The following is a 23,547-nucleotide window of genomic DNA, read 5'->3' as shown; positions in this document are numbered from 1 at the left end:
TGGTTTCCGGTGTTGCGGTTAGCTTAGTGGGCCTCGGCCCAATTGGCACCACGACCGGCATCCACGATCAGCTTTACATCCAAATACACTGCCGGATCCGCGGCGTTTTCCATTACTGATTTCGCGGTGGCGATGGTGTCCTCAACAGCATCCTCAGGCACTTCGAACAGCAGTTCATCGTGCACTTGTAGCAACATCCGCGCAGGCAGATGGGCGATGGCGTCCGGCATCCGGATCATGGCGCGGCGGATCACATCTGCGGCAGTACCTTGGATCGGCGCGTTGATCGCGGCGCGTTTTGCAAAACCGGCGCGGGGGCCTTTGGCGGCAATCTCGGGCGTGTGGATTTTGCGGCCAAACAGGGTCTGCACATAGCCGTGTTCCTTGGCGAACTCGACCGTTGTGTCCATGTATTTGCGGATGCCGGGGAAGCGTTCGAAATAACGGTCAATAAAGCCCTGCGCTTCGGCCCTTGGAATACGCAGGTTGCGGGCCAGACCAAAGCCAGAAATTCCGTAGATAACACCAAAGTTGATGCCTTTGGCTTGTCGGCGGATGTCAGGTGTCATTTCGTCCAGTGGCACATTGAACATTTCCGAAGCGGTCATGGCGTGAATGTCGATGCCATCCGCAAAGGCTTGTTTCAACGTATCGATGCCCGCGATATGGGCCAGAATGCGTAATTCGATCTGGCTGTAGTCGAGCGACAGTAGCACGTTGCCTTCTTCGGGAACAAAGGCCTCGCGGATCCGGCGCCCCTCTTCAGAACGCACCGGAATGTTCTGTAGGTTCGGATCGGAGGAGGCCATGCGGCCGGTATTGGCGCCGGTCTGAATGTACGATGTATGCACGCGACCTGTGTCGGCGTTGATGTGGTCTTGCAACGCGTCGGTATAGGTCGACTTCAGCTTGGACAGCTGCCGCCAGTCCAGCACCCGTGCGGGCAGGTCATGTTCGGTGGCCAAATCCTCAAGGATATCAGCGCCGGTGGCATAGGCGCCGGTCTTGCCCTTCTTGCCGCCGGGTAGCTCTAGCTTGCCAAACAGGATTTCGCCTAGCTGTTTGGGTGAGCCGACGTTGAAAGTTTCCCCGGCCAACTCATAAATTTCAGCCTCAAGCCCCGCCATTTTCTGGGCAAAGGCATTGGACATGCGGCTGAGCGTGTCGCGGTCAACCTTGATGCCGTCCATTTCCATCTTGGTCAGAACCGGAACAAGCGGACGTTCCAGTGTTTCATAGACGGCGGTGACTTTTTCCTGATGCAGTTGCGGCTTGAACAGCTGCCACAGACGTAGTGTGATATCCGCATCCTCGGCTGCATATGGCACCGCGTCACTGACCGGAACCTTGTCAAAGGTGATCGCGGATTTACCAGTGCCCAGCAAGGGTTTGATCGGGATCGGAGTGTGATCCAGATAGCGCTCTGACAGGGTGTCCATGCCATGATTATGCTTACCGCCGTTCAGCGCATAGGACATTAGCATAGTGTCATCAATCGGCGCCACAGCAATGCCTTGGCGAGCGAAAATCTTGGCGTCGTATTTCATGTTCTGGCCGATTTTCATGATCGCCGGATCTTGCAGAACTGGTTTCAGCATCTCTAACGCCTGCGCTACCGGCATTTGCCCTTCGGCCAGATCATCGGTGCCAAACAGGTCATCTGCTGCGGCAGCCCGATGGGTCAGCGGGATATAGCAGGCCTGACCTGGTTCAACGCAGAGCGAGATGCCAACAAGATCAACCACCATTGAATCGAGGCCTGTGGTTTCAGTATCCACGGCCACCCAGCCACGCTGATGGATTTGGTCGATCCAGGGCTGCAACTCTTCGGTGTTGGTCACGCAAGTGTATGCGTCACTATCAAACGGAACCGCTTCTGGTGCTGCAACTTCGGCTGTCTGTGGCGATGCCTCGGGGATGACCGGAGCCTCTTGGCCCAGTTGATCCGCCATCCGTTTGGTCAGAGTACGGAACTCCATTTCCGCGAGGAAACCCAACAGAACGTCCGGCTCAGGATCCTTGAATTCCAGATCTTCGATGGTGAAGTCCAACTCCATGTTGCAGTCTAGTTGCACCAGAGTCTTGGACATCTCAATCTGCTCGCGCTTGTCGATTAGGGTCTGGCGGCGTTTGGGCTGTTTGATCTCTTCAGCGCGGTCCAGCAGCTCTTCAAGTGAGCCATATTCGTTGATCAACAGTGCGGCGGTCTTGATGCCGATACCCGGCGCACCGGGCACGTTATCGACGCTATCACCGGCCAGTGCCTGCACATCTACCACACGTTCTGGGCCAACACCGAATTTTTCGACCACTCCGTCACTGTCGATGCGCTTGTTCTTCATCGCGTCCAGCATTTCCACGCCGCCACCGACCAGTTGCATCAGATCTTTGTCCGAGCTGATAATGGTACAGCGTCCACCGGCGTCGCGCGCCTGACAGGCCAGCGTCGCCATGATGTCGTCGGCTTCAAACCCTTCGACCTCTTTGCAGGCGATGTTGAACGCCCGAGTGGCATCGCGGGTCAGCGGAAACTGCGGGCGCAGATCTTCGGGGGCAGGGGGGCGGTTGGCCTTATAGAGATCATACAGGTCGTTGCGGAATGTCTTGCCCGAGTGGTCAAAAATCACCGCCACGTGGGTTGGTGCATCTGGGCCAGTGTTGCCCTCGACATAGCGCTGCAGCATGTTGCAGAACCCCGCAACCGCGCCAATCGGGAGCCCATCGGATTTACGCGTCAGCGGAGGCAGCGCGTGATAGGCGCGAAAGATAAAGGCCGAGCCGTCGATCAGATGCAGATGGCATCCCTTGCCAAAAGTTCCGTCCATATCTACTGCTCCTCGGATCGCGTTTTCGAAGGAATACATCGCATGAATGTTCTTCACCTGCCAGCCGTTGTTTGTGCCATTGTTCTGGCAACAACCACCGCCCGGGCCGAAACCTATGGTGCTCCGAATTGCCCCATGAGTTCTGACAAATTCCACTGCCAGCGCGTTTTCGCATGTATCAGTACCGAAACAGATCGTTGGTTTGTGGGCACAGTAATTGGTATCAAAGACAGCACTATCAGTGGCAATCTGAACGACGGTACGATTTGCACAGGTACGATACCGGGCGATGACGATTTTACGAGGGTCGCGACCTTATCCTGCGCCGATGGTCTTGAGGCTGAGATCGTTGTAATGGATCCCGTTAAGGGGGCAATTGGTTTTCCCAATGGCATGGGCGATACTGTTAATGGTGGGATTGTTCACTGGGCATCCGGATACGCAGTCCAAGATCATATTGATGTTCAGACCGGGCAGTTGCTGATGGACGATCCTTGTTCGCATTGACAAGTGCTTTAGTCGGGTTTTCCTGCCTCAATCGCTGGCGGTCCTCTTGGTTGTCCATTAGGACTCTGCGAGGCAGAGAATTTATGGGGTAAGAGCTGCGATGACACAGGATGCGATCCGGATTGAAGGTTTGTTCAAAACCTACAAGGGTGCCAAGGGACAACCTGAGAAGCAGGCGCTCAAAGGGATCGATCTGAGCATTCCACGCGGATCTGTGTTTGGTTTGCTCGGGCCCAATGGTGCGGGCAAATCGACTCTGATCAATATTCTGGCGGGTCTGGTGCTTAAAACCTCGGGCAAGGTGTCGATCTGGGGCTTTGATCAGGATACTAACCCGCGCCAGTCGCGTGCGTCGATCGGGGTTATGCCGCAGGAATTGAATCTGGACCCATTCTTTTCCCCACGTGGGGCACTTGAGGTGCAGGCAGGACTATACGGTGTCCCCAAGTCTGAACGTCGCAGTGATGAGATTTTGCGTATGGTCGGGTTAGAGGACAAGGCCGAGGCCTATGCCCGCACCCTGTCGGGCGGCATGCAGCGGCGGCTGTTGCTGGGTAAGGCACTGGTGCATCGTCCGAATATTCTGGTGTTGGATGAACCCACTGCTGGTGTTGATATTGAGCTGCGCCAGATGCTGTGGACCAACATCCGCAAGCTGAACGAACAGGGTATGACTATCATCCTGACCACTCACTATCTGGAAGAAGCCGAAGAGATGTGCGACGAGATCGCTATCATCAATTCGGGCGAGGTAGTGGTGCGTGATAGTACCAAGAACCTGCTCGGGCGGCTGGATGCCAAAACGATGGTTGTTCATCCCGACGCAGCGGTTGAAACCTTGCCTCAGGGTGATGGAATTGAGTCCGAGTTGCGCAGTGATGGTGCCGTGCTACTGCGGTACCGCGTTGGTGCAACCAGTGCCGAACAGGTGTTGGCTGCGGTCCACGAGGCCGGGATCACCATCCGTGATGTAAAGACCGAAGAGGCCGATCTGGAAGACGTGTTCTTGTCTCTGACCTCGTCCCAGTAACGCTTATGTCTACGAATATGTGGCCTGCGTAAGAAGGTTAGCAGGTTTTGGGTGTCCCACAGCAGGCCACGACATCCTGATGGTTTTTGCAGCAGTCGTTGATTAGATAGCCGATCATTCCGCCCATGGCGTCAAAATCGACTCGGTAGATGATATGGCGTGACTGACGCTCGGCTGTGACCAGTCCTGCCTTAGCAAGGGTCGACAGGTGAAATGATGCTCTGGACGAAGCAGCATCAACGGCCTCGCCGATTTCTCCGGCCGAGGCTCCATCGCTGCCTTTTGTGACCAGAAACCTGAGAATGCGTAGCCGCGTTTCCTGAGCTAGGGCGCCCAGGGCTTCGATGACTTGGCTTTCATTCATATTTCAACCCTCGTTGAGATGTTTATTGACTCTCCTATATTTCAATAATACTTGAGATATTGAAATATAGGAGAGGATTACACGATGGCTCAGGAACTGACAACATTGAACGGCATACTGGATGTGCTTGAATCGCAAGCCTCAGACGGGTCGCTGGTGTTCGAAACAGCCGAGGGTGAAATTGGCGGCGGCTATCACGTGACCGAGCTAAAACAGGTTTCGATCAAAAGTATTGATTGCGGCGGCAATATTGATGACTGGCGGGAAACGCATGTGCAGTTGTTAGATGGGCAGAACGGGCAGCCCATGAGCACCAAAAAGTTTGCCGCAATCGCCAATCGGAGCATGATTGAAATCCGTAACCTAGGCACTGTGCCTCTGTTCTTTGAGTTCGCAGTTAAGAACAAAGGGCTCCGTCGGTATCAGGTTGCATCGCTGACATCTGGCGACGATCAGATCAGGTTATTTCTGAGTGAAGGCCGGGCCACGTGCAAACCTGCCTCGGCGGGCGAACTGGCTGCCAATTCCACAGCCTGTTGTGGCGCGGGGAATGTGCAAACGGCCTGTTGTGCCTAGGTAGAAAAGAAACCTTGGCCCGTTCCTCTTGGTGGGCCAAGGTTGTAACCGTTGGTCGAGGTGAGTGCCTTGGCCAGTTCAGTCAATCTGATGGAACATCCTTGGCAAACGCTGTATGTCCTATCCCCGATCTATCCGAGCCTGATAGCAATTGTTGCGGGAGGATCGGATGTGCACATAGTCCACCCGCTCATCTTCTAGAATTTCTTCGGCCTGTTGCATCATTCGATCTTTATCGATGACTACTCCGGTGCCATAGACGATGCGATCATCGTGACTGTAGCCTTTGATCAGATAGTCAGGCGACTGGGTAAAGACCTCAGGAATTTGATCGCCTTGGTGTTGCTCGCAGGTGTCCGCGCAGAGAAAGATTGGCCCGGTTTCTGCATAGGGCTGTGCCTCCGGGAACGGCCGGTGGGCGAGGATCAGCATCCCGGCACCTTTGGGAATGTATTTCAGGCAATGACGGCAGGGATTTCCGCCACCATCCGAGACTGCGTGTTCAGGGGGTTGGCCGTGTGCATCTTGCCTACCATTTTGCAGGGCGCGGACAATGTCGGTGGGTAGGGCGGTGATTTTGGTCATGTGATGTCTCCGTTTGTTGCTGAAGTACTGCCAGAGTTCTGGCATCCTGATCGACCCGTATCCTGCGCATTTGAACGAAGGGCTCCCGCCCGTTGTCGCCGCTGTCTGTGGCTCCGCCCGTTGGGCGTGGCACCGTGCCTGCGGCCCGGTGCGAGTGAATGCACGAGGGGACTCGAAGTGAGAACAAAACGAGAATACTGTATCGAGTATGTTTGCCGAATTTGCGAATCTTTCTAACTTTACCTTCCTCACCGGGGCGTCTCACCCGGAGGAGTATGTTCAGCGTGCATTGGTGCTGGGCATTCCGGCGCTGGCAATTGCGGATGAGAATTCGGTTAGCGGTATCGTCCGTGCCCATACCGAGGCGCGGGACATCGCGCGTCGAGTACGTGAGCGGTTGGCTTGGGATAAGGACAATGACCCGATTGGGCCGCCTTGTCCGGATGGCGCTGCCCGGCCTGACAGCTTTCCGATCTATGACGTGCCGCGCCTGATCCCGGCGGCCAAGCTGGTGGTCACTGATGCGCCACCTGTGATCGTCTTGCCCGAAACCCGTGTGGGATGGGGCAATCTATGTCGGCTGATCTCACGGGGGCGGCTGAGAGCAGACAAGGGGGGTTGCATCCTGCATTTGTGTGATCTGTTGGAGTTTGCCGAGGATCTTCACCTACTGTTGGTGCCACAGCCGCAACGGGGGCAGGGCGGTGCGGGCGGGTGGTTGCCGCATATAAATGGCCTGACGCGCCGCTTTGGTAGGCGGATGCATATGTTGATGGCCCCGGCATACGATGGCACTGACGGTGTGCGGTTTGCACAGGTTGCAACTTGGGCTGGCGAACTGGGTGTTCCCACGTTGGCCAGTGCTGCGCCGCGGATGCATCACGGCGCGCGGCGGCGGTTGGCGGATGTGCTAAGCGCGATCCGGCTGCATAGCAAGGTCGAGGCACTGGGCCGCTCGGCGCTGGCCAACGGCGAACAGCGGATGCGATCCGAGGCTGAGATGAGGCGGATTTTTGCGGGGTATGAGGACGCCGTAGACCGGGCCGGGGCGCTGGCGCAGCAGTTGAGTTTTTCACTGGACGAGCTGCGTTATGATTATCCCAGCGAGGCGGTCGCTGGCGAAACACCGGGGGAAAGGTTGCGTAGGTTGGCGCTGGAAGGGCTGGCTTGGCGTTATCCCGGGGGGGCCTCAGCCAAAGTGCGGGACATGCTAGAGCATGAGCTAACCCTGATCGGCAAGTTGCGCTATGAACCTTATTTTCTGACCGTGCGCGACATCGTGGATTTCGCCCGCAGCCGTGGCATCCTGTGCCAGGGGCGTGGCTCGGCGGCAAATTCGGTGGTTTGCTATTGTCTGGGGGTGACCTCGGTTAGCCCTGAAATCGGCACCATGGTGTTCGAACGCTTTGTGTCCGAGGCCCGGGACGAGCCGCCCGATATCGACGTGGACTTTGAGCACGAGCGGCGAGAAGAGGTGATCCAGCACATCTATGAACACTATGGCCGCGAACGGGCAGGGCTTTGCGCGACGGTGATTCACTACCGGGGTAAACGGGCAATCCGCGAGGTGGGGCGGGCAATGGGGTTGAGCAATGATACGATCTCGGCGCTGTCGTCACAGCTGTGGGGGTTCTTTAGCGCCAAGGGGCTAGAGGCGCAGAGGATGGCCGAAATCGGGTTGGATGCCAGTGACCTACGTCTGCGCCAGACCATGGATCTGGTCTATCAAATCATCGGGTTTCCGAGACACCTATCCCAGCACGTGGGCGGCTTCATCATCACGGATGGCCGATTGGACGAACTGGTGCCGATTGAGAACGCCACCATGGAGGGGCGTACGGTGATCTGCTGGGACAAGGACGACATCGACGCATTGGGCATTCTTAAGGTCGATGTGCTGAGCCTGGGAATGTTGACCTGTATCCGCAAAGCGTTTGATCTGATCCACACCCATCACCGCCAAAGCTGGAACCTGGCCAGCCTGCCGCCCGAGGATCCGGTGGTCTATGATATGTTGTGCAAGGCGGACTGCATCGGTGTGTTTCAGGTAGAGAGCCGGGCGCAGATGAATTTCCTGCCGCGCATGCGGCCGCGTGAGTTCTATGATCTGGTGATCGAGGTGGCGATCATCCGTCCGGGCCCGATCCAAGGGGATATGGTGCACCCCTATATCCGTCGGCGCAATGGCGAGGAGAAGGTGACATTGCCGTCGGATGCGCTGGGGGATGTGCTGGGCAAGACGATGGGGGTGCCGCTGTTTCAGGAACAGGCGATGCAGATTGCCATTGTCGGAGCGGGGTTCACCCCCGAGCAGGCCGACCGTTTGCGCCGCTCGCTGGCGACGTTTAAGAAACACGGCAATGTCAGTGAATTCCGGACGCTCTTTCTACGCGGCATGGCGCGCAACGGCTACGAGACTGACTTTGCCGAGCGGTGTTTTAGTCAGATTGAGGGTTTCGGGTCCTATGGGTTTCCGGAAAGCCATGCGGCCAGTTTTGCACTGCTGGTCTATGCCAGCGCCTGGATCAAATGTCACCATCCCGGCATCTTTGCCTGTTCGTTGTTGAATGCGCAGCCGATGGGGTTTTACGCCCCGGCCCAAATTGTGCGGGATGCGCGGGAACATGGGGTCGAGGTGCGTCCGATCTGCATCAACGCCAGCTTCTGGGATAACGTGATGGAGCCGGATGGACGTGGCGGGTTGGCGCTGCGGCTGGGGCTACGCCAGATCAAGGGATTGCGGGAAGAGGACGCCGGTTGGCTGACCGCAGCGCGTGGCAATGGCTATACTGAGATTGATGATGTTTGGCGTAAGGCAGGGTTGGCCCCCGGGGTGATCGAACGACTGGCCGAGGCCGATGCCTTTGCTGCGTTAGGAATGAAACGTCGCGAAGCGCTGTGGGCGGCCAAGGCGATTGCCTCGGTCAAGCCATTGCCATTGTTTGCCCAGGGGCTAGAGGGTGAGGCGATAGATGAACCTGCTGCGCTGCTCCCCAAGATGTCGCTGGGGGAAGAGGTGGTAGAGGATTACGTTGCCATGCGGCTGTCGCTGAAGGCGCATCCGTTGGCGTTGCTGAGGGATCGGCTGACACCGTAGAACATCAGAACCATCGGAGGGTGAGAGGGCGGAATTTGAGTATTTGAAGCAAAAAGAAGTCTCGGGTGTCCTTGGCTATGTTGCGTTGTCAGAGAACAGCGGTTTCCCCCGCTGCTAGGAGGTTGTAAAAGGCAGGAAATACCCTTGCCCCGGAGCCCTAACATGTCCACGCCCAAACCTGTTGTCCTGTGTATTCTTGATGGCTGGGGGAGCGGTGAATCTGACACGGCAAATGCGCCGCATCTGGCGCAGACTCCTACGTTTGATGCGCTAATGGCGCAGGGGCCGCAGGCGCGGTTGATCACGCACGGGCCAGATGTTGGGCTGCCCAGTGGGCAGATGGGTAACTCGGAGGTGGGCCATACCAATATTGGGGCCGGTCGCGTGGTGGCGATGGATCTGGGGCAAATTGATCTGGCGATCGAGGATGGCTCGTTCTTTGAGAATGTGGCTTTGCTGGAGTTTATTGCCAAGCTGAAGGCCACCGGTGGTGCCGCGCATCTGATGGGGCTGGTGTCTGACGGTGGGGTGCATGGCCATATCAACCACATTCTGGCATCCGTAAAGGCGATTACGGATGCGGGCGTGCCAGTTTGGCTGCATGCCATTACCGACGGGCGGGATGTGGCACCCAAATCAGCGCTGGAGTATTTTGATACGTTGCAAGCGGGTTTGCCAGCGAATGCCGAAGTCGCCACTGTTACCGGGCGCTACTATGCCATGGATCGTGACAATCGTTGGGAGCGGGTCAGTCAGGCCTATGCGGCGATGATCAATGGTGGTGGACGTTTTGTGATGGATGCCAAGGCGGCTGTCTCTCAGTCCTATGAGCAGGATGAAACAGATGAATTCATCTCGGCCTCGGTTGTGGGGGAATACCCGGGTGTTCGCGATGGCGATGGGTTCTTTTGCCTGAACTTCCGTGCTGACCGCGCGCGCGAGATTCTGGCAGCCATTGGACAGCCGGATTTTGAGGCCTTTGACACCGGCAAACGGCCGAAACTGGCAGCGCTATTGGGTATGGTGGGGTACTCGGATGATCACAACACCTATATGACCGTTGCCTATCCCAAGGCGGTGATCGTCAATACCTTAGGTGAATGGGTGGCCAAACAGGGGCTGCGCCAGTTCCGGCTGGCCGAGACCGAGAAATATCCGCATGTCACGTTTTTCCTGAACGGTGGCAAAGAAGAGCCTGAGCAAGGCGAAGATCGTTACATGCCGAAGTCACCCAATGTGGCGACCTACGATTTGCAGCCAGAGATGTCAGCACCTGAGGTGACGGCCAAATTTGTTGAGGCGATCGAGGCCGGTTATGATCTGATTGTGACCAACTACGCCAATCCCGACATGGTTGGCCATACTGGTGATCTACAGGCGGCAATGAAGGCCTGCGAAGCGGTGGATCAGGGATTGGCTGCGGTGGTGGTTGCGCTGGAAAAAGCTGGTGGCGCGATGCTGGTGACTGCGGACCACGGCAATTGCGAGGTGATGGTGGATCCGGAAACAGGTGAACCGCATACGGCGCATACACTGAACCTGGTGCCAGTAGCTTTGATTGGCGGACCAGAAGGTGCCACATTGCGCGATGGGCGTTTGGCAGATTTGGCACCAACGCTGCTGGATCTGATGGGGTTGGATAAGCCTGAGGAAATGACTGGGGAGAGTCTGCTGGCATGATGCTGCGCGCCGCCATTCTAGTGCTTTGTCTGGTTGGACAAGGGGCTATTGCTGCCGAGGATCCGGCCAATGCTGCCCGCGCGGCCAGCGTGCAATTGGAAGCGGCGACTGAGCGGCTACAGAATGCTGATAGTGCACGTGATAGGGTCAAGGCGTTAACCGAAACTGTGCGCGCCTATGAGGCGGGTTTGGCCGCAATGCGGGATGGTCTGCGCCGGGTGGCGCGGCGTGAGGCGCAACTGGTTGCTCAATTACAGGCGCGTGAAGATGAGGTTGCTGATCTGCTGGGTATTTTGCAGACAATCGAAACCTCGGCACCACCGGTTTTGCTGCTACACCCGTCTGGGCCGCTTGGGTCTGCCCGTTCGGCGATGATGCTGGCCGAGGTAACCCCCGGGTTACATGCGCGTGCCGAGGCGTTGAAACGGGATCTGGAAGAAGTGCAGACATTACGTCTGTTGCAGCAGAATGCTGCGGGTGCATTGCAAAGTGGTTTGGCCGGCGTTCAACAAGCGCGTGCATCGTTGTCGACGGCCATTGCAGATCGCAGCGACTTGCCCAAGCGATTTACCCAAGATCCAGTCCGCACCTCGATTTTGATATCTTCGACCGAGACATTGGAGGGGTTTGCCAGTGGGCTTGCTAACATTGTCGAGGGTGAAATTGTTGAAACTACCGCAGACATCAGCACCCAAAAGGGAGAGGTTTCCTTGCCTGTTCAGGGGTTGGTCTTGCGCAAATTTGGAGCGCAGGATGCTGCTGGCATCTCACGCCCTGGCATGTTGATTGCGGCCCGGCCTCGGGCCTTGGTCTCATCCCCTACTGCCGCCACTATTCGCTATCGTGGTCCGTTGTTGGATTTGGGCAACGTGGTGATTCTTGAACCTCAATCAGACATGTTGTTTGTTCTATCTGGACTCGCCGAAGTGTTTGGAGAGGCGGGGCAGGTGATCCCCAAGGGGACTCCTGTGGGGCTAATGGGCGGCGTAACACCAGAAATTGGTGCGATATTGTCACTAAGTGGTGATGGGGCTGGAACTGACCGAACAGAAACGCTCTATATAGAAGTTAGACTGCATGATACTCCGGTGGACCCTGAAATTTGGTTCCGTACCGAATAAGGATGGATAAAAGCATATGAAAAAGTTTGCGATGGCAGCTGTTGGCGGAACGCTGGCAGGAATCCTTGCGACCACCTATGTGGCGGGGCCGCTGTTGGCACAGGAAGACGCGCGTGCGTCTACCGTGTACGAGCAGCTGGACCTATTTGGCGATATTTTTGAGCGCATTCGCGTACAGTACGTAGAAGAGGTTGATGAGACCGAGCTGATCGAAGCAGCCATTGGCGGTATGCTGGCATCACTCGATCCACATTCCAGCTATCTGTCGCCCGATGACGCGACCCAGATGCGGGTGCAGACGCGCGGCGAATTTGGCGGCTTGGGAATCGAAGTGACCCAGGAAGAGGGTTTTGTTAAAGTTGTGTCGCCGATGGACGGCACCCCGGCGGATGAAGCTGGCATGGAAGCCGGCGACTTTATCACACACGTCGATGGCGAAAGCATGCTGGGCCTGTCGCTGGACGAAGCTGTCGACATGATGCGGGGGCCGGTTGGGTCCGAGATCATTATCACCGTGGTACGTGAAGGCGAGGACGAGCCGTTTGATGTTTCGATCATCCGTGACACCATTAAGCTGACAGCCGTTCGTGCCCGCACTGAAGGCTCGACCGTGGTGCTGCGGATTTCTACCTTTAACGATCAGACAACGCCGAACCTGATCTCTGGTCTGCATGAGCAGATCGAAGAAGCTGGCGGCATTGATAAGGTCAATGGCGTGGTGCTGGATCTGCGTAACAACCCAGGTGGGCTGTTGAATCAGGCGATCCGTGTCTCGGATGAATTCCTGGAAAGCGGTGAAATTGTTTCGACTCGTGGCCGTAATCCGGAAGATGGCGAGCGTTTCAACGCGACACCTGGTGATCTGGCTAAAGGTCTGCCGATTGTGGTTCTGATCAACGGCGGCTCTGCCTCTGCCTCTGAAATTGTTGCCGGTGCATTGCAAGACCACCGTCGCGCAATCGTTGTCGGCACCAAGAGCTTTGGTAAGGGGTCGGTCCAGACCGTGATGCCACTGCGTGGTGATGGGGCTATGCGCTTGACCACAGCCCGCTACTACACTCCGTCTGGGCGTTCGATTCAGGCGCTGGGTGTTTCACCTGACATCGTCGTTGAACAGCCACGTCGCGTACCCGCAAGCGAAGAGGATGAGGCCGCTGAAGCACGCCGTATCCGTTCCGAGGCAGATCTACGTGGCAGCTTGAACAATGACAGCCTGTCCGAAGATGAAATTCGCCAGATCGAAGAAGATCGCGCCAAGGCTGAGGCTGCGGCTGATCTGCGTGAAAATGACTATCAGCTGGCCTACGCCATTGATGTGCTCAAAGGCCTGTCTGCATTGGCAAAGTAAGCCGTGTAGATAGACGTAAGAATAGGGCCGTCCCGGTTGGGGCGGTCTTTTTTTGTTTGCCGGGTGAGATTTGTATTTCATAATTTACATCCACGCCCGATTTCCGGCTACGGGTCGGGGCTGCATTCGGTATTACCGTGGAATGATGTTTGATATGCCAGAATTCACCACACTGTATGACGCCCTTGTAGCGCGGGATGAGCGCTATGATGGGAGGGCCTATGTTGGGGTAACCTCAACTGGGATCTTCTGCCGCCTGACGTGTCCAGCGCGCAAGCCTAAGCCGGAAAACTGCCAGTTCTTTGAAACGGTTGGAGCCTGCATAGATGCAGGGTTTCGGGCCTGTAAGCGTTGTCACCCACTGGCCCCTATGGCCGAGGCTGATCCGTTGGTTGATCGTTTGTTGAAGTCTCTTGAGGCCCGCCCGGGATATCGTTGGTCAGAGGATGATCTCGGCGCAATGGGGCTGGATGCCTCGACCGTACGGCGTAGCTTTAAACGGCACTTTGGCATGACATTTCTGGAAATGGCCCGTCAGCGCCGCCTGCGGGAAGGGTTCACCGCCCTTAGCGCTGGCGACCCTGTCATCGCTGCACAGATTGATGCCGGTTTCGAATCCGCCAGCGCCTTTCGTGACGCATTTGCCCGGCTGCTCGGGCAGTCTCCGGGGCAGTTCAGTCGCGATGCCTTGCTGATGGCGGACTGGATCGAAACTCCACTGGGTTCAATGATCGCGGTTAGCTGTCGCCATGCGCTGCACTTGTTAGAGTTCATTGACCGCAAGGCCCTGCCGCGTGAATTGGCCAAACTACAGAAAAGCACAAATGGTGGCATTGGCTTTGGCCGCCCTGATCCAACCGTACAGGTGGCTGAAGAGTTGGGGCGCTTTTTTGCAGGAGATAACGCGCAGTTTTCGACGCCACTGGCTATGAACGGGACAGAGTTTGAGCAGCAGGTTTGGACCGCTCTACGGGAAATTCCAGCTGGTGAAACCCGCAGCTACTCGCAACTGGCGCAGGATATTGGGCGCCCATCGGCGGTACGTGCGGTGGCGCGGGCAAATGGGACCAACCAGTTGGCCCTAATTGTGCCCTGCCATCGCGTGATCGCGGCAGATGGATCTCTGACAGGGTATGGCGGTGGATTATGGCGCAAACAGCGGTTGATAGAGATTGAACAAAGTTACGGAGAAGCAAAGTGACAGACCAGACCAAAAGGGCACAGGATTTCGCGGCCTTGCATGTGCCAGGCGATCCCTTGGTGTTATACAACATTTGGGATGCAGGTAGCGCCAATGCGGTAGCCAATGCGGGTGCTGCAGCTGTCGCGACAGGTAGCTGGTCAGTGGCCGAGGCGCAGGGGTATGGCGATGGAGAGCAACTTCCGCTGTCATTTCTGGTGCAAATCGTTGAACGCATCGCCCAAACTGTCGACGCACCGCTGAGTGTCGATTTCGAAGGTGGCTATGCGACGGGCGGGGCCGAGCTGACGGAAAATGTCGCTCGCATAGTTTCGGCTGGTGCTGTTGGCATCAACTTTGAGGATCAGATCGTCGGCGGCAATGGGTTGTATTCGATCGAAGAGCAATCAGAGCGAATACGTGCTGTCCGGGCCGCGGATGCCAGCCTGTTCATTAACGCGCGCACAGACCTGTTTCTAAAGCAGAAAGACACCAGTCAACATGCTAACCTGCTGGATGAAACTATAGAGCGCGCCATGGCCTTTGCTGGGGCAGGGGCCAGTGGTCTGTTTGTTCCGGGGCTGACGGATCTGGACCTGATATCTCAGATCTGCCGGGATAGCCCGTTGCCGGTCAACGTGATGATGCGCGGCGAGGCTATGACGCGCGAGGCTGTGGCCAAGGCCGGAGTGGCACGTTGCAGCTATGGACCTCAGCCATTTGTTCAGTCGATGCAAACCCTTGCCGAAGCATATTTGACCCTGACTTAACTGGTCTCCAGGCAATGACGGCGAAAGGCGCGTTTCAGCATGTCGAGTTCGGCCCGTAGCAGTTCGACCTCGGCACGCAGATCATCCGCGGCGACTTCGCCGGCAATGATGGTAAAGTCACCGAGTTTGCGATCTGTAGCACTGTCATAGATTACAAAGCTGTGCACCCCATCGGCCACCGCGTGGCTGGGTACTGGAACGTGCAGGTCCCATTCGCTGCCGGTGTTCCCTTCCTTTAGGATTACACCGTCAACAACCTGATCCAAATAGCGCACCTGAATGTCGGGCCGCGTTCCGGTGTCGGGGGCATTGGTAACTTTGCCTTCCCAAACGCCGTTAAGAAAGCGGATCTTGCTCAGTGACAACTCGCTCATGGTGGGGTCCTTAAATAGCGGCGCGGTGATGGCGCGAGAAGGTGAGATCGCGCAGGATCACTTGGTTCATGTCAGGAGACTCAAAAATCAGATCAAGCCAGATTTTTTCAATTCGTTTTTCATTGAGACGGGAATAGGCGAGATCAAACTCGACCATTGCAGTGGTCTTGTCCAACGGCAACTCACGTACCAATTGTTCAGTATTGGGGCCATGTTTGATGTTAAGGCGCGCAAATATTTCCTGCGGCTTCTCGGTCTCGATAATGGTGTCAAAACGTAACAAGTGCTGTCGAGTCAAACCCTCGGTGGCCTCAGGTGGAAGTTCAATCACCAGCGACAGGAATGAGCCGTCAAACTGGAACACATCCATACGCAGGCCAAACGGTGCCAGATCTTGTTCCCTAGTATTTCGCAACTGGCGCAGGGTCAGTTCGGAAAAGGAGCAGTCGTGGAAAACCTGTACTTCGTCGCCCAACATTGATTTAGACGCGGCTGAGGAAATGCCCGGAACTGGCAATGGCCCGCGCCATAGGTTTGGCCGCCAGGACCAGTCGGTGCCATGGGGCTTAGGAAAGTACGACGATCCAATTTGCGGCAGTGCCAACCGTCCGTCCGCCACGTGGATCAAGCGATCAAGATGTGTCCGTAACTGTCGCGCATGATTGCGTTGCGCTCTCAACTCACTCAATGGAGCAGCATCTGCCTGTCGCGCGTTCTTGCGCCAAAAATTCAAGGTGCGGTGGTGAAACAGCCGATCCAGTATCCTGCCCATGATGCCCTCAAATTATTCAGCGGGTGTTTTGCCCAATTGTTTCGACGCAATGTAACGCTAGTTACCCAAGCCGGCAATTCGCTTTCTTGACCGGCGACTGGGAAAACCGTGGTCCCCAAGCCTAGACGCATGGTCAGCGTTCTGGGGCAGATCTGCCCTCCAACTTGTGTTCGAAACTAATCGTGCCTATCGTAAATTGACGAGCCTTGGACATGATAGGCTACGCAAAATTGGATCGGTTATGACTTTTATTTTAGATGTGTTCAGACCTAACTCCAATGCCCTTTAACCCACGCTACACAGCGCACGAAGCACTTGTCACCGCCGCCCGCGTGCGCCCTCAGCTATGGCGGCTGGTCCTTGGACTGATTGTTGTCATCGCGGTTGTCATTCTGCTGTCATCTTTGGCGCATACCATTATTGGAAATCTGTTTCCCGGTCCTTGGATGGCGGGGCTTCAGGACGGATCGAACCCGGCCGCCATGCTGGTTTTGCTTGGTGGATTTGGGTTCGCCATCGTCGGGGTGTCCGTGGCCGCGCGGATACTACAAAAGCGTTCAGTATTTAGCATTACAGGTCCGCCTCGGACTGCGGCGCGGCAATTTGCATGGGTCAGCCTTTATCTCATTGCCTTGGGTGGGGTGCTTCTATTGCTGCCGCCCTACCAGCTGGGTGCCCCAATGGTTTCCAACCTTCCGGCGCTGACATGGCTGGCCTTGCTTCCACTGTCACTCACAGTGGTTCTGGTACAAACTGGAGCTGAGGAAATTCTGTTTCGGGGCTATATCCAGCAGGGAATTGCAGCGCGCTTCCGTCACCCATTGATCTGGTTGATGGTGCCCTCTGTACTGTTTGCATTGGGCCATTATGTGCCTGCCGAAGCAGGAGAGAATGCGACGTTGATTGCCATCTGGGCCGGATTGTTTGGCTTCTTGATGGCTGACCTCACCGCCCGCGCGGGAACATTGGGGCCTGCAATTGCAGTGCATTTCTTTAATAATATTGCCGCCTTGCTGCTTTTTGCGTCGCCGACCAGCCTCAACAGTTTGGCGCTCTACCTGCTTCCGTATGAAATGTCCGACGCACAGGCGCTGCGGCCCTGGCTGGTTGTGGACTTTGTCATGATGGGCGTTTGCTGGCTTGCAGCGCGACTTGCGATACGCCGCTGATTGCAATTGCCGTCGGGTCGCATTATCTGGGGGGACAAACTGCCCCTGCAGAGGCCTGCTATGAACTGGATTACCAATTACGTCCGACCGCGGATCAATTCGATCTTTTCGCGTCGCGAAGTCCCCGAGAACCTGTGGCAGAAATGCTCAGAGTGCGGAACCATGCTGTTTCACCGTGAGTTGAGCGACAATCTGAATGTCTGCACCAACTGTGATCACCACATGGCCATCACGCCTCGGGCCCGCTTTGATGCACTGTTCGATGGTGGTATTTTCACAGAAATCGACGTTCCCGAACCAATCGCCGACCCGCTAAAGTTCAAGGATCAGAAGCGTTATCCTGACCGGATGAAGGCGGCGCAGAAAAAGACTGGCGAAAGCGAAGCGATGCTGGTCGCTGAGGGCGAAATGGGCCGCACGCCTATCGTTGCCGCCGCGCAGGACTTCTCGTTCATGGGCGGCTCGATGAGCATGTATGTCGGTAACGCGATTCTTGCCGCTGCCGAGCGCGCAGTTGAGCTGAAGCGTCCCTTGATCCTGTTCTCCGCTGCTGGTGGCGCACGGATGCAAGAAGGCATCCTTGGCCTGATGCAAATGCCGCGAACAACGGTTGCGGTTCAAATGCTAAAGCAGGCCAATTTGCCTTATATCGTTGTGCTGACACACCCGACGACAGGTGGTGTAACGGCGTCTTATGCGATGCTGGGCGACGTTCACATCGCTGAACCCAACGCACTGATCGGCTTTGCCGGCGCGCGGGTCATCGAACAAACCATTCGTGAAAAGCTGCCCGAAGGTTTCCAGCGCGCTGAATACCTGCTGGATCACGGCATTCTGGACCGCGTGACCAAGCGCACCGAGCTGCGTAAAGAGCTGGTCACAATTGTTCGTATGCTTATGGGGCTGTCTCCTCAGGTTGTCGGCGATCTGCCTGCACCGGAAAAAGTGGACGAGCCAACACCAGAGGTCGAAAGCGAGCCTCAGGACGCCGCAGAAACCGAAGCCGCAGCGACTTAACTGCGATAGGTTGTACCTACAGCGGGAAGCCCCGCCTTATTTTACCGCCTGCCTGAAATGGTGGGCGGTTTTCTTTTAAGCGATCTGCCACAGGGATCTGATACCAATGCCCCAAGCCTCCTCTGATATCATCCTGACCCGCATGATGGCATTGCATCCTAAGCTGATGGATCTGACGCTGGGCCGGGTCTGGCGACTGCTTGAAGCGTTGGACAACCCGCAGAAAAAACTGCCGCCAGTCATTCATCTGGCAGGCACCAATGGCAAAGGGTCAACCCAAGCGATGATTCGTGCAGGGATCGAGGGCATGGGGAAGTCCGCCCACGCCTATACCTCGCCGCACCTGGCCCGGTTTCACGAACGCATCCGTCTGGCCGGAGAGTTGATCACCGAAGTGCATCTGACCAAGATCCTCGACGAGTGTTATGAAAAGAACGGTGGTGAAACCATCACCTACTTCGAAATTACGACCGTGGCAGGCTTGCTGGCGTTTTCTCGTACCCCGGCAGATTACACCCTGCTCGAGGTCGGCTTGGGTGGGCGGCTGGACGCCACAAATGTGATCGACAAGCCAGAGGTGACTGTCATCACGCCCATCTCGATCGACCATGAACAGTTTCTCGGCGATACCCTGACCAAAATCGCCACCGAAAAGGCGGGTATCATCAAACGCGGTGTGCCCTGCGTGGTTGGTCCGCAGCCGGACGAGGCAATGGAGGTCATCGAATCAACGGCAGCCCGGCTCGGCGCGCCCTTGATCGCGCACGGCCAGAATTGGCATGTTTATACCGAATTTGGCCGATTGGTGTTTCAGGATGAACGCGGCTTGCTGGACCTGCCACTGCCCGCGCTTCTGGGTGCACACCAGATCCAGAACGCTGGCGCAGCTCTGGCCGTTCTGCGTCACCTCGGCGCGGATGAGGCCGCCTGCGAGGCTGCCATGACTCAGGCAGTTTGGCCCGCCCGAATGCAGCACCTTAAAACTGGGCCACTGGTTGACGCGGCACCACAGGCTGAACTTTGGCTCGATGGCGGTCATAACGCGGCCGCCGGGCAGGCACTGGCAGATGTGCTATCCACATTGCCCAAGCGTCCTACTCACCTGATCTGCGGCATGCTGAACACCAAAGATGTGACCGGTTATATGGCGCCACTGGCCAAACACGCCGCCAGCCTTACTGCAATCTCGATCCCAGATGAGATTAATACTCTATCCGCCGAAGACACCTCGGCTGCCGCTGCCAAGGTAGGTATGGCCACAACAACTGCTGACTCTGCTGCGTCCGCGCTTGCCGCCATCACGGCGCAAGAGCCCGAAGCAAGGGTTCTGATCTGCGGCTCACTCTATCTTGCAGGGGCCATTCTGCGAGAAAACGGCTGACAGTATACTCGTCCCATCCGCTCTTCATCTGGCCAAAAATATCCCGGGGGAGGGGCGGCCTGCCGCGCCGGGGGCAGAGCCCCCGCTTAGCTACAAGAGCCGCAGGCTTAGGCTTCGTGCCCCCAGTCTTCACCTTGCATCTCACGCAAACGGCTGGCGGTGCGTTCAAATTCAAATGTCCCTTCGCCCTCTATGTACAACATCTCGGGCTCCGCCGCAGCTGAACAGATCAGCCGCACCTGGGCCTCGTACAGCGCGTCGATCAATGTGACAAACCGCTTGGCCTCGTTGAAGTTGCTACGCGACAGGCTGGGAATATCCTCCAGCACCAGTACTTTCACTTCAGCTGCAATAGCCAGATAATCACCGGGTCCCAACATCTTGCCGCACAAGTCGTAAAACGTTGCTCGCGCCACCCCGTTGCGAAACGCGGGCAGGGTGACCTCACGCCCTTTGACCTGCAGCACCAACGGCTGCGCGTCACCGCCAGAAAGGTCATGCCAAATCGCCTGAATGGCGACCGTGGCGTCATGTCCATTGGGTGTGAAATAGACCTTTGACCCTTGTAGCCGGTTCTGGCGGTAATCGGTCGGGCTGACCATCTCCCAAGGGACCATTTTGTCTTTGATCAGTTTGATAAACGGCAGGAATAATTGCCGGTTCAACCCGTTTTTGTACAGATCTTCCGGCACCCGGTTAGATGTGGTGACAACCACAACTCCCGCCTCAAACAGCGCTTCAAACAAGCGTCCGACAATCATGGCATCCGTGATGTCACTGATCTGCATCTCATCGAACGCCAACAGGCGAACACTGTCAGAAATCCTTGCTGCTACCGGGGCCAGCGCGTCTTCGACGCCGTCTTGGCGGGCCTGATGCATTGCCGCATGAATTTCCTGCATGAAGGCATGAAAATGCACCCGACGCACTGGAATGTCACCCAGACTGTCAACGAACAGGTCCATCAACATCGACTTGCCGCGCCCTACGCCACCCCAAAGATATAGGCCCTTGGGCGACGGCGGTCGCACCTTACGAAACAAACCACGCTTAATGGGCGCGGCACGAAGGCCATCGCTGATCCGGTCGAAATGCGGCAACACGGCTTCTTGCGCCGGATCCGGGTGCAATTCACCCTTTGCGATCTTGTCGCGGTACAAAGTGGTCAAATTGGTCATGTGCCAGCCATAACCCGGCTCGGATTGGTTGGAAAGCACTGCGGCGCAGTCGTACTGGGCTGTTCACATCAAATATTCTGATGTGATGCCGCAAAAGTCTTGATTTGAGAGGTGGGTTTCTTGTCGTTAGGGTCGCCGAACGCCTATCAGGAGATCCCATATGCCGCGCCAGACGCCCCTATTCACTCCGGTTCTGATCGTCGGCTGTGCGATTATTATGGTCAGCTTTGCTGTGCGGGCATCCTTTGGGGTGTTCCAGATCCCGATCGCCGAAGAATTCAACTGGGCACGCAGCGAGTTTTCACTGGCAATTGCCATTCAGAACCTAGCCTGGGGGATTGGCCAGCCGCTGTTCGGTGCCTTGGCTGAAAAGATCGGGGATCGAAAAGCAATTGTGCTTGGTGCGTTGATCTATGCAGCAGGTCTGGTGCTCAGTGCAGGGTCTACCAGTCCGTTTGAAATGCAAGCCTATGAATGGCTTGTTGGCTTTGGCATCGCTGGTACCGGGTTTGGAGTTATTTTGGCTGTGGTCGGCCGAGCCAGTTCTGATGCGAACCGATCAATGTCTCTGGCAATTGTCACCGCCGCCGGATCAGGTGGTCAGATCTTTGGCGCTCCAACGGCCGAATGGATGCTCAGCTTTCTCAGCTGGCAGCAGGTGTTCATGATTTTTGCGGGCGTCGTTCTGACGTTGATACTGACTTTGCCATTAATGCGATCACCGGTCGCTGCTTCAAAAGCCGAGCTGGAAGAGAGCATGGGCCAGATTCTGATCAAGGCGTTCAAAGATCCATCCTATACCATGATCTTTCTGGGGTTCTTCAGTTGCGGCTATCAGCTGGCCTTTGTCACGGCGCACTTTCCCGCCTTTATCACAGAGATGTGTGGTCCGATCCTTCCCGGTGGGGCCTTGCACAGCCTGGGGATCACCACAACTTCGGCGCTGGGGGCTGTTGCGATCTCGCTGATCGGCGCGGCTAATGTTGGCGGCACCTTGTTGGCGGGCTGGCTTGGTAACCGGTACTCCAAGAAATACCTGCTGGCGGGTATTTATACAGGCCGAACCATTGCGGCGGCACTGTTCATCATGATGCCGATCACACCAATGTCGGTAATTGTATTCTCGGTGGTTATGGGCTCGTTGTGGTTGGCAACCGTGCCGCTGACCTCTGGTCTGGTCGCGCACCTCTATGGTCTGCGCTACATGGGGACACTCTACGGGATCGTCTTCTTTAGCCACCAACTGGGCAGCTTCCTTGGCGTATGGCTGGGTGGCCGGATGTACGACATGTATGGTGATTACACGCTGGTCTGGTGGATTGGCGTTGGCATCGGCGCATTTAGTGCAATCGTGCATCTGCCAATTCGTGAGACCCCAAAGGATGGGCCTGTGTCGGCTGTAACGGCCTAGGCTCCGTTGGGAATAAACGGCAGGCAGTCCGAGTGCTCTTAAAGGCTAATGAATGGGAGCGCTCATTTGGCCTGTTCATCCGTAAGCAGCCCTTCATGGACAAGTCGATTGGCCCAGCCATCCGGGGTCGTGAACAGGTGAGTTTGCCAGCCGCGCGCCTCGGCTGCTTTGGTGTTTTCAGACCTGTCGTCAGCGAACAGCAAATGGCCGGGTTCAACACCGCAGTCCGCCTCGAGACGGGCATAAATTTCCGCTTCGGGCTTTAAGGTTTGCATATAGCCAGACACGTAACTGCGGTCGAATTCGGTTAACACCGGGTAGGCCTTGCATGCGATCTCAAAGGTTCCGATGCCAAAGTTGCTGAGTGCAAAGACCGGGGTGCCGTTTGACTTCAGCGCCCTGAGCAACCGAGTGGAGTGAGGAATTTCCGGTGCGGCCATTTGCAGCCAACTGTCGTGCCAAAGGCGAATTTCGTCCTGCCATTCAGGATGTTGGTCCGCCAGACCATAGACAGAGCTGCGGAAATCATCGCCGCGATCGACGCCTAGGTTCATGCCGTGCAGGTCCACGTCGGCAAACAGGGCACGGCGGCGATCTGGGCCTATCTGGGCGTCATAGAACCGTTCGGGGTGCCATTCCAGGAGTACATTCCCGATGTCAAATACGACGGCTTGAATAGGCATTGGTGAATTCCTTTTGTTTCAAGTGGCGCCGGTGCAGGCAATGACGCGAATTTCCACCACTGCACCCTCGCGACGTAAACCGGCAACTTCTACAGCAGTCCATGCGGGGTAGGGCGCGTCAAAACACTCCAACCTGACTTGGTCGAAAAGATCAAAGTGTTCGCGAAGGCCAATATGATAGGTTGTCATTTCGACGACTGATTGAAAGGTTAGACCTTCCTCTCGCAAAACAAGCTCAATCTTGTCAAAGGCATTCCTGAATTGTTCTTGGGGTTCTTCTGGCATTTTTCCGGCAAAGTCACTTCCGGTCGAGCCGGTGAGAAAAACGTGATTACCGGAGACAATGGCCGGAGAGAAGTTTAGTTGCTTTGCCGCTGTTCGAAGCTTGGGAGGAATTACTGCGCGTTTGGCCATAGAAATACCCCGTTTGAAAAATTACAGGGATATTGCCGCTTAGATGGCAAGCAATCAAGGTACTT

21 protein-coding genes are annotated in these 23,547 nt (G+C 56.4%); 13 read left to right on the top strand and 8 right to left on the bottom strand.

Features of this window, described 5'->3' with window-relative positions; translation table 11 throughout:
• Positions 1-23: 23 nt before the first annotated feature.
• The gene (gene polA, locus DL239_RS05090; RefSeq protein WP_167682916.1) at positions 24-2,825 is read right to left on the bottom strand and encodes a DNA polymerase I; all 2,802 of its coding nucleotides are present in this window, start codon (positions 2,823-2,825) and stop codon (positions 24-26) included.
• A 42-nt stretch (positions 2,826-2,867) separates the two neighbouring features.
• On the opposite strand from polA, the gene DL239_RS05085 reads away from it, so the two are divergent.
• Both DL239_RS05085 and DL239_RS05080 read left to right on the top strand, forming a co-directional pair.
• Positions 2,868-3,332 (top strand): hypothetical protein, encoded by a 465-nt coding sequence (locus DL239_RS05085; RefSeq protein ID WP_167682915.1) that lies wholly within the window; start codon positions 2,868-2,870, stop codon positions 3,330-3,332.
• 100 nt (positions 3,333-3,432) lie between these two features.
• Complete coding sequence (locus DL239_RS05080; protein WP_167682914.1) at positions 3,433-4,362, top strand: ABC transporter ATP-binding protein; 930 nt, start codon at positions 3,433-3,435, stop codon at positions 4,360-4,362.
• A gap of 37 nt (positions 4,363-4,399) precedes the next feature.
• Here the strand turns inward: DL239_RS05080 and DL239_RS05075 are convergent, their stop codons facing one another.
• Positions 4,400-4,726, bottom strand: a complete 327-nt coding sequence (locus DL239_RS05075) for an ArsR/SmtB family transcription factor (RefSeq protein WP_167682913.1) — start codon at positions 4,724-4,726, stop codon at positions 4,400-4,402.
• A gap of 84 nt (positions 4,727-4,810) precedes the next feature.
• On the opposite strand from DL239_RS05075, the gene DL239_RS05070 reads away from it, so the two are divergent.
• Positions 4,811-5,302: a DUF6428 family protein gene (locus DL239_RS05070; protein ID WP_167682912.1), complete on the top strand. Its 492-nt coding sequence runs from the start codon at positions 4,811-4,813 to the stop codon at positions 5,300-5,302.
• A 120-nt stretch (positions 5,303-5,422) separates the two neighbouring features.
• Here DL239_RS05070 and DL239_RS05065 read toward each other — a convergent pair whose 3' ends face one another.
• Complete coding sequence (locus DL239_RS05065; protein ID WP_167682911.1) at positions 5,423-5,887, bottom strand: DUF1203 domain-containing protein; 465 nt, start codon at positions 5,885-5,887, stop codon at positions 5,423-5,425.
• Positions 5,888-6,095: 208 nt separating this feature from the next.
• On the opposite strand from DL239_RS05065, the gene DL239_RS05060 reads away from it, so the two are divergent.
• The 6 genes from DL239_RS05060 (at position 6,096) to DL239_RS05035 (ending at position 15,083) form a co-directional block, all read left to right on the top strand.
• A complete protein-coding gene (locus tag DL239_RS05060; protein ID WP_167682910.1) occupies positions 6,096-8,984 on the top strand; it encodes an error-prone DNA polymerase in 2,889 nt (962 codons plus the stop codon).
• Positions 8,985-9,146: 162 nt separating this feature from the next.
• Positions 9,147-10,664, top strand: a complete 1,518-nt coding sequence (gene gpmI, locus DL239_RS05055) for a 2,3-bisphosphoglycerate-independent phosphoglycerate mutase (protein ID WP_167682909.1) — start codon at positions 9,147-9,149, stop codon at positions 10,662-10,664.
• Positions 10,661-11,785: a murein hydrolase activator EnvC family protein gene (locus DL239_RS05050; RefSeq protein WP_167682908.1), complete on the top strand. Its 1,125-nt coding sequence runs from the start codon at positions 10,661-10,663 to the stop codon at positions 11,783-11,785. Before gpmI ends, DL239_RS05050 begins: the two co-directional genes overlap by 4 nt.
• A 16-nt stretch (positions 11,786-11,801) precedes the next feature.
• Entirely contained in the window at positions 11,802-13,133 is a 1,332-nt protein-coding gene (locus DL239_RS05045; RefSeq protein ID WP_167682907.1) for a S41 family peptidase, read from the top strand.
• Positions 13,134-13,275: 142 nt separating this feature from the next.
• Positions 13,276-14,334 carry a bifunctional transcriptional activator/DNA repair enzyme AdaA gene (locus DL239_RS05040; RefSeq protein ID WP_167682906.1) on the top strand — a complete coding sequence of 353 codons (1,059 nt, stop codon included), beginning with the start codon at positions 13,276-13,278 and terminating at the stop codon, positions 14,332-14,334.
• Positions 14,331-15,083, top strand: coding sequence for an isocitrate lyase/PEP mutase family protein (locus tag DL239_RS05035; protein WP_167682905.1), 753 nt, complete (start codon positions 14,331-14,333; stop codon positions 15,081-15,083). Before DL239_RS05040 ends, DL239_RS05035 begins: the two co-directional genes overlap by 4 nt.
• Here the strand turns inward: DL239_RS05035 and DL239_RS05030 are convergent.
• Both DL239_RS05030 and DL239_RS05025 read right to left on the bottom strand, forming a co-directional pair.
• On the bottom strand, positions 15,080-15,457 hold the full coding sequence (locus tag DL239_RS05030) for a hypothetical protein (protein ID WP_167682904.1): 378 nt from the start codon (positions 15,455-15,457) through the stop codon (positions 15,080-15,082). The genes DL239_RS05035 and DL239_RS05030 overlap by 4 nt on opposite strands.
• 10 nt (positions 15,458-15,467) lie before the next feature.
• Positions 15,468-16,229 carry a DUF6478 family protein gene (locus DL239_RS05025; protein WP_167682903.1) on the bottom strand — a complete coding sequence of 254 codons (762 nt, stop codon included), beginning with the start codon at positions 16,227-16,229 and terminating at the stop codon, positions 15,468-15,470.
• A 278-nt stretch (positions 16,230-16,507) separates the two neighbouring features.
• On the opposite strand from DL239_RS05025, the gene DL239_RS05020 reads away from it, so the two are divergent.
• The 3 genes from DL239_RS05020 to DL239_RS05010 all read left to right on the top strand — a co-directional run bounded on the left by DL239_RS05020 (position 16,508) and on the right by DL239_RS05010 (position 19,796).
• Entirely contained in the window at positions 16,508-17,398 is an 891-nt protein-coding gene (locus tag DL239_RS05020; protein WP_167682902.1) for a CPBP family intramembrane glutamic endopeptidase, read from the top strand.
• Positions 17,399-17,458: 60 nt separating this feature from the next.
• Entirely contained in the window at positions 17,459-18,415 is a 957-nt protein-coding gene (gene accD, locus DL239_RS05015) for an acetyl-CoA carboxylase, carboxyltransferase subunit beta (protein WP_167682901.1), read from the top strand.
• 106 nt (positions 18,416-18,521) lie between these two features.
• Positions 18,522-19,796: a bifunctional folylpolyglutamate synthase/dihydrofolate synthase gene (locus DL239_RS05010; protein WP_167682900.1), complete on the top strand. Its 1,275-nt coding sequence runs from the start codon at positions 18,522-18,524 to the stop codon at positions 19,794-19,796.
• Between the two features lie 107 nt (positions 19,797-19,903).
• On the opposite strand, the gene zapE is transcribed toward DL239_RS05010, so the two are convergent.
• Positions 19,904-20,974, bottom strand: a complete 1,071-nt coding sequence (zapE, locus tag DL239_RS05005; RefSeq protein ID WP_167682899.1) for a cell division protein ZapE — start codon at positions 20,972-20,974, stop codon at positions 19,904-19,906.
• Between the two features lie 160 nt (positions 20,975-21,134).
• Here zapE and DL239_RS05000 point away from each other — a divergent pair, with 160 nt between their 5' ends.
• Positions 21,135-22,385: an MFS transporter gene (locus DL239_RS05000; RefSeq protein WP_167682898.1), complete on the top strand. Its 1,251-nt coding sequence runs from the start codon at positions 21,135-21,137 to the stop codon at positions 22,383-22,385.
• Positions 22,386-22,447: 62 nt separating this feature from the next.
• On the opposite strand, the gene DL239_RS04995 is transcribed toward DL239_RS05000, so the two are convergent.
• Positions 22,448-23,068, bottom strand: coding sequence for an HAD family hydrolase (locus tag DL239_RS04995; protein ID WP_167682897.1), 621 nt, complete (start codon positions 23,066-23,068; stop codon positions 22,448-22,450).
• 18 nt (positions 23,069-23,086) lie between these two features.
• Complete coding sequence (locus DL239_RS04990) at positions 23,087-23,482, bottom strand: RidA family protein (protein ID WP_167682896.1); 396 nt, start codon at positions 23,480-23,482, stop codon at positions 23,087-23,089.
• Between the last annotated feature and the right edge of the window lie 65 nt (positions 23,483-23,547).

Source organism: Parasedimentitalea denitrificans (assembly GCF_011813015.1).
Classification (GTDB): domain Bacteria; phylum Pseudomonadota; class Alphaproteobacteria; order Rhodobacterales; family Rhodobacteraceae; genus Parasedimentitalea; species Parasedimentitalea denitrificans.
The sequence above is the reverse complement of the archived record's forward strand: the minus strand, read 5'-3'. Positions and strand labels throughout refer to the sequence as shown.

What these genes read in the sequence shown, in the direction of transcription:
- polA (WP_167682916.1), bottom strand. Translation starts at nt 2,825, where the DNA reads ATGGACGGAACTTTTGGCAAGGGATGCCATCTGCATCTGATCGACGGC.
- DL239_RS05085 (WP_167682915.1), top strand. Translation starts at nt 2,868, where the DNA reads ATGAATGTTCTTCACCTGCCAGCCGTTGTTTGTGCCATTGTTCTGGCA.
- DL239_RS05080 (WP_167682914.1), top strand. Translation starts at nt 3,433, where the DNA reads ATGACACAGGATGCGATCCGGATTGAAGGTTTGTTCAAAACCTACAAG.
- DL239_RS05075 (WP_167682913.1), bottom strand. Translation starts at nt 4,726, where the DNA reads ATGAATGAAAGCCAAGTCATCGAAGCCCTGGGCGCCCTAGCTCAGGAA.
- DL239_RS05070 (WP_167682912.1), top strand. Translation starts at nt 4,811, where the DNA reads ATGGCTCAGGAACTGACAACATTGAACGGCATACTGGATGTGCTTGAA.
- DL239_RS05065 (WP_167682911.1), bottom strand. Translation starts at nt 5,887, where the DNA reads ATGACCAAAATCACCGCCCTACCCACCGACATTGTCCGCGCCCTGCAA.
- DL239_RS05060 (WP_167682910.1), top strand. Translation starts at nt 6,096, where the DNA reads ATGTTTGCCGAATTTGCGAATCTTTCTAACTTTACCTTCCTCACCGGG.
- gpmI (WP_167682909.1), top strand. Translation starts at nt 9,147, where the DNA reads ATGTCCACGCCCAAACCTGTTGTCCTGTGTATTCTTGATGGCTGGGGG.
- DL239_RS05050 (WP_167682908.1), top strand. Translation starts at nt 10,661, where the DNA reads ATGATGCTGCGCGCCGCCATTCTAGTGCTTTGTCTGGTTGGACAAGGG.
- DL239_RS05045 (WP_167682907.1), top strand. Translation starts at nt 11,802, where the DNA reads ATGAAAAAGTTTGCGATGGCAGCTGTTGGCGGAACGCTGGCAGGAATC.
- DL239_RS05040 (WP_167682906.1), top strand. Translation starts at nt 13,276, where the DNA reads ATGATGTTTGATATGCCAGAATTCACCACACTGTATGACGCCCTTGTA.
- DL239_RS05030 (WP_167682904.1), bottom strand. Translation starts at nt 15,457, where the DNA reads ATGAGCGAGTTGTCACTGAGCAAGATCCGCTTTCTTAACGGCGTTTGG.
- DL239_RS05025 (WP_167682903.1), bottom strand. Translation starts at nt 16,229, where the DNA reads ATGGGCAGGATACTGGATCGGCTGTTTCACCACCGCACCTTGAATTTT.
- DL239_RS05020 (WP_167682902.1), top strand. Translation starts at nt 16,508, where the DNA reads ATGCCCTTTAACCCACGCTACACAGCGCACGAAGCACTTGTCACCGCC.
- accD (WP_167682901.1), top strand. Translation starts at nt 17,459, where the DNA reads ATGAACTGGATTACCAATTACGTCCGACCGCGGATCAATTCGATCTTT.
- DL239_RS05010 (WP_167682900.1), top strand. Translation starts at nt 18,522, where the DNA reads ATGCCCCAAGCCTCCTCTGATATCATCCTGACCCGCATGATGGCATTG.
- zapE (WP_167682899.1), bottom strand. Translation starts at nt 20,974, where the DNA reads ATGACCAATTTGACCACTTTGTACCGCGACAAGATCGCAAAGGGTGAA.
- DL239_RS05000 (WP_167682898.1), top strand. Translation starts at nt 21,135, where the DNA reads ATGCCGCGCCAGACGCCCCTATTCACTCCGGTTCTGATCGTCGGCTGT.
- DL239_RS04995 (WP_167682897.1), bottom strand. Translation starts at nt 23,068, where the DNA reads ATGCCTATTCAAGCCGTCGTATTTGACATCGGGAATGTACTCCTGGAA.
- DL239_RS04990 (WP_167682896.1), bottom strand. Translation starts at nt 23,482, where the DNA reads ATGGCCAAACGCGCAGTAATTCCTCCCAAGCTTCGAACAGCGGCAAAG.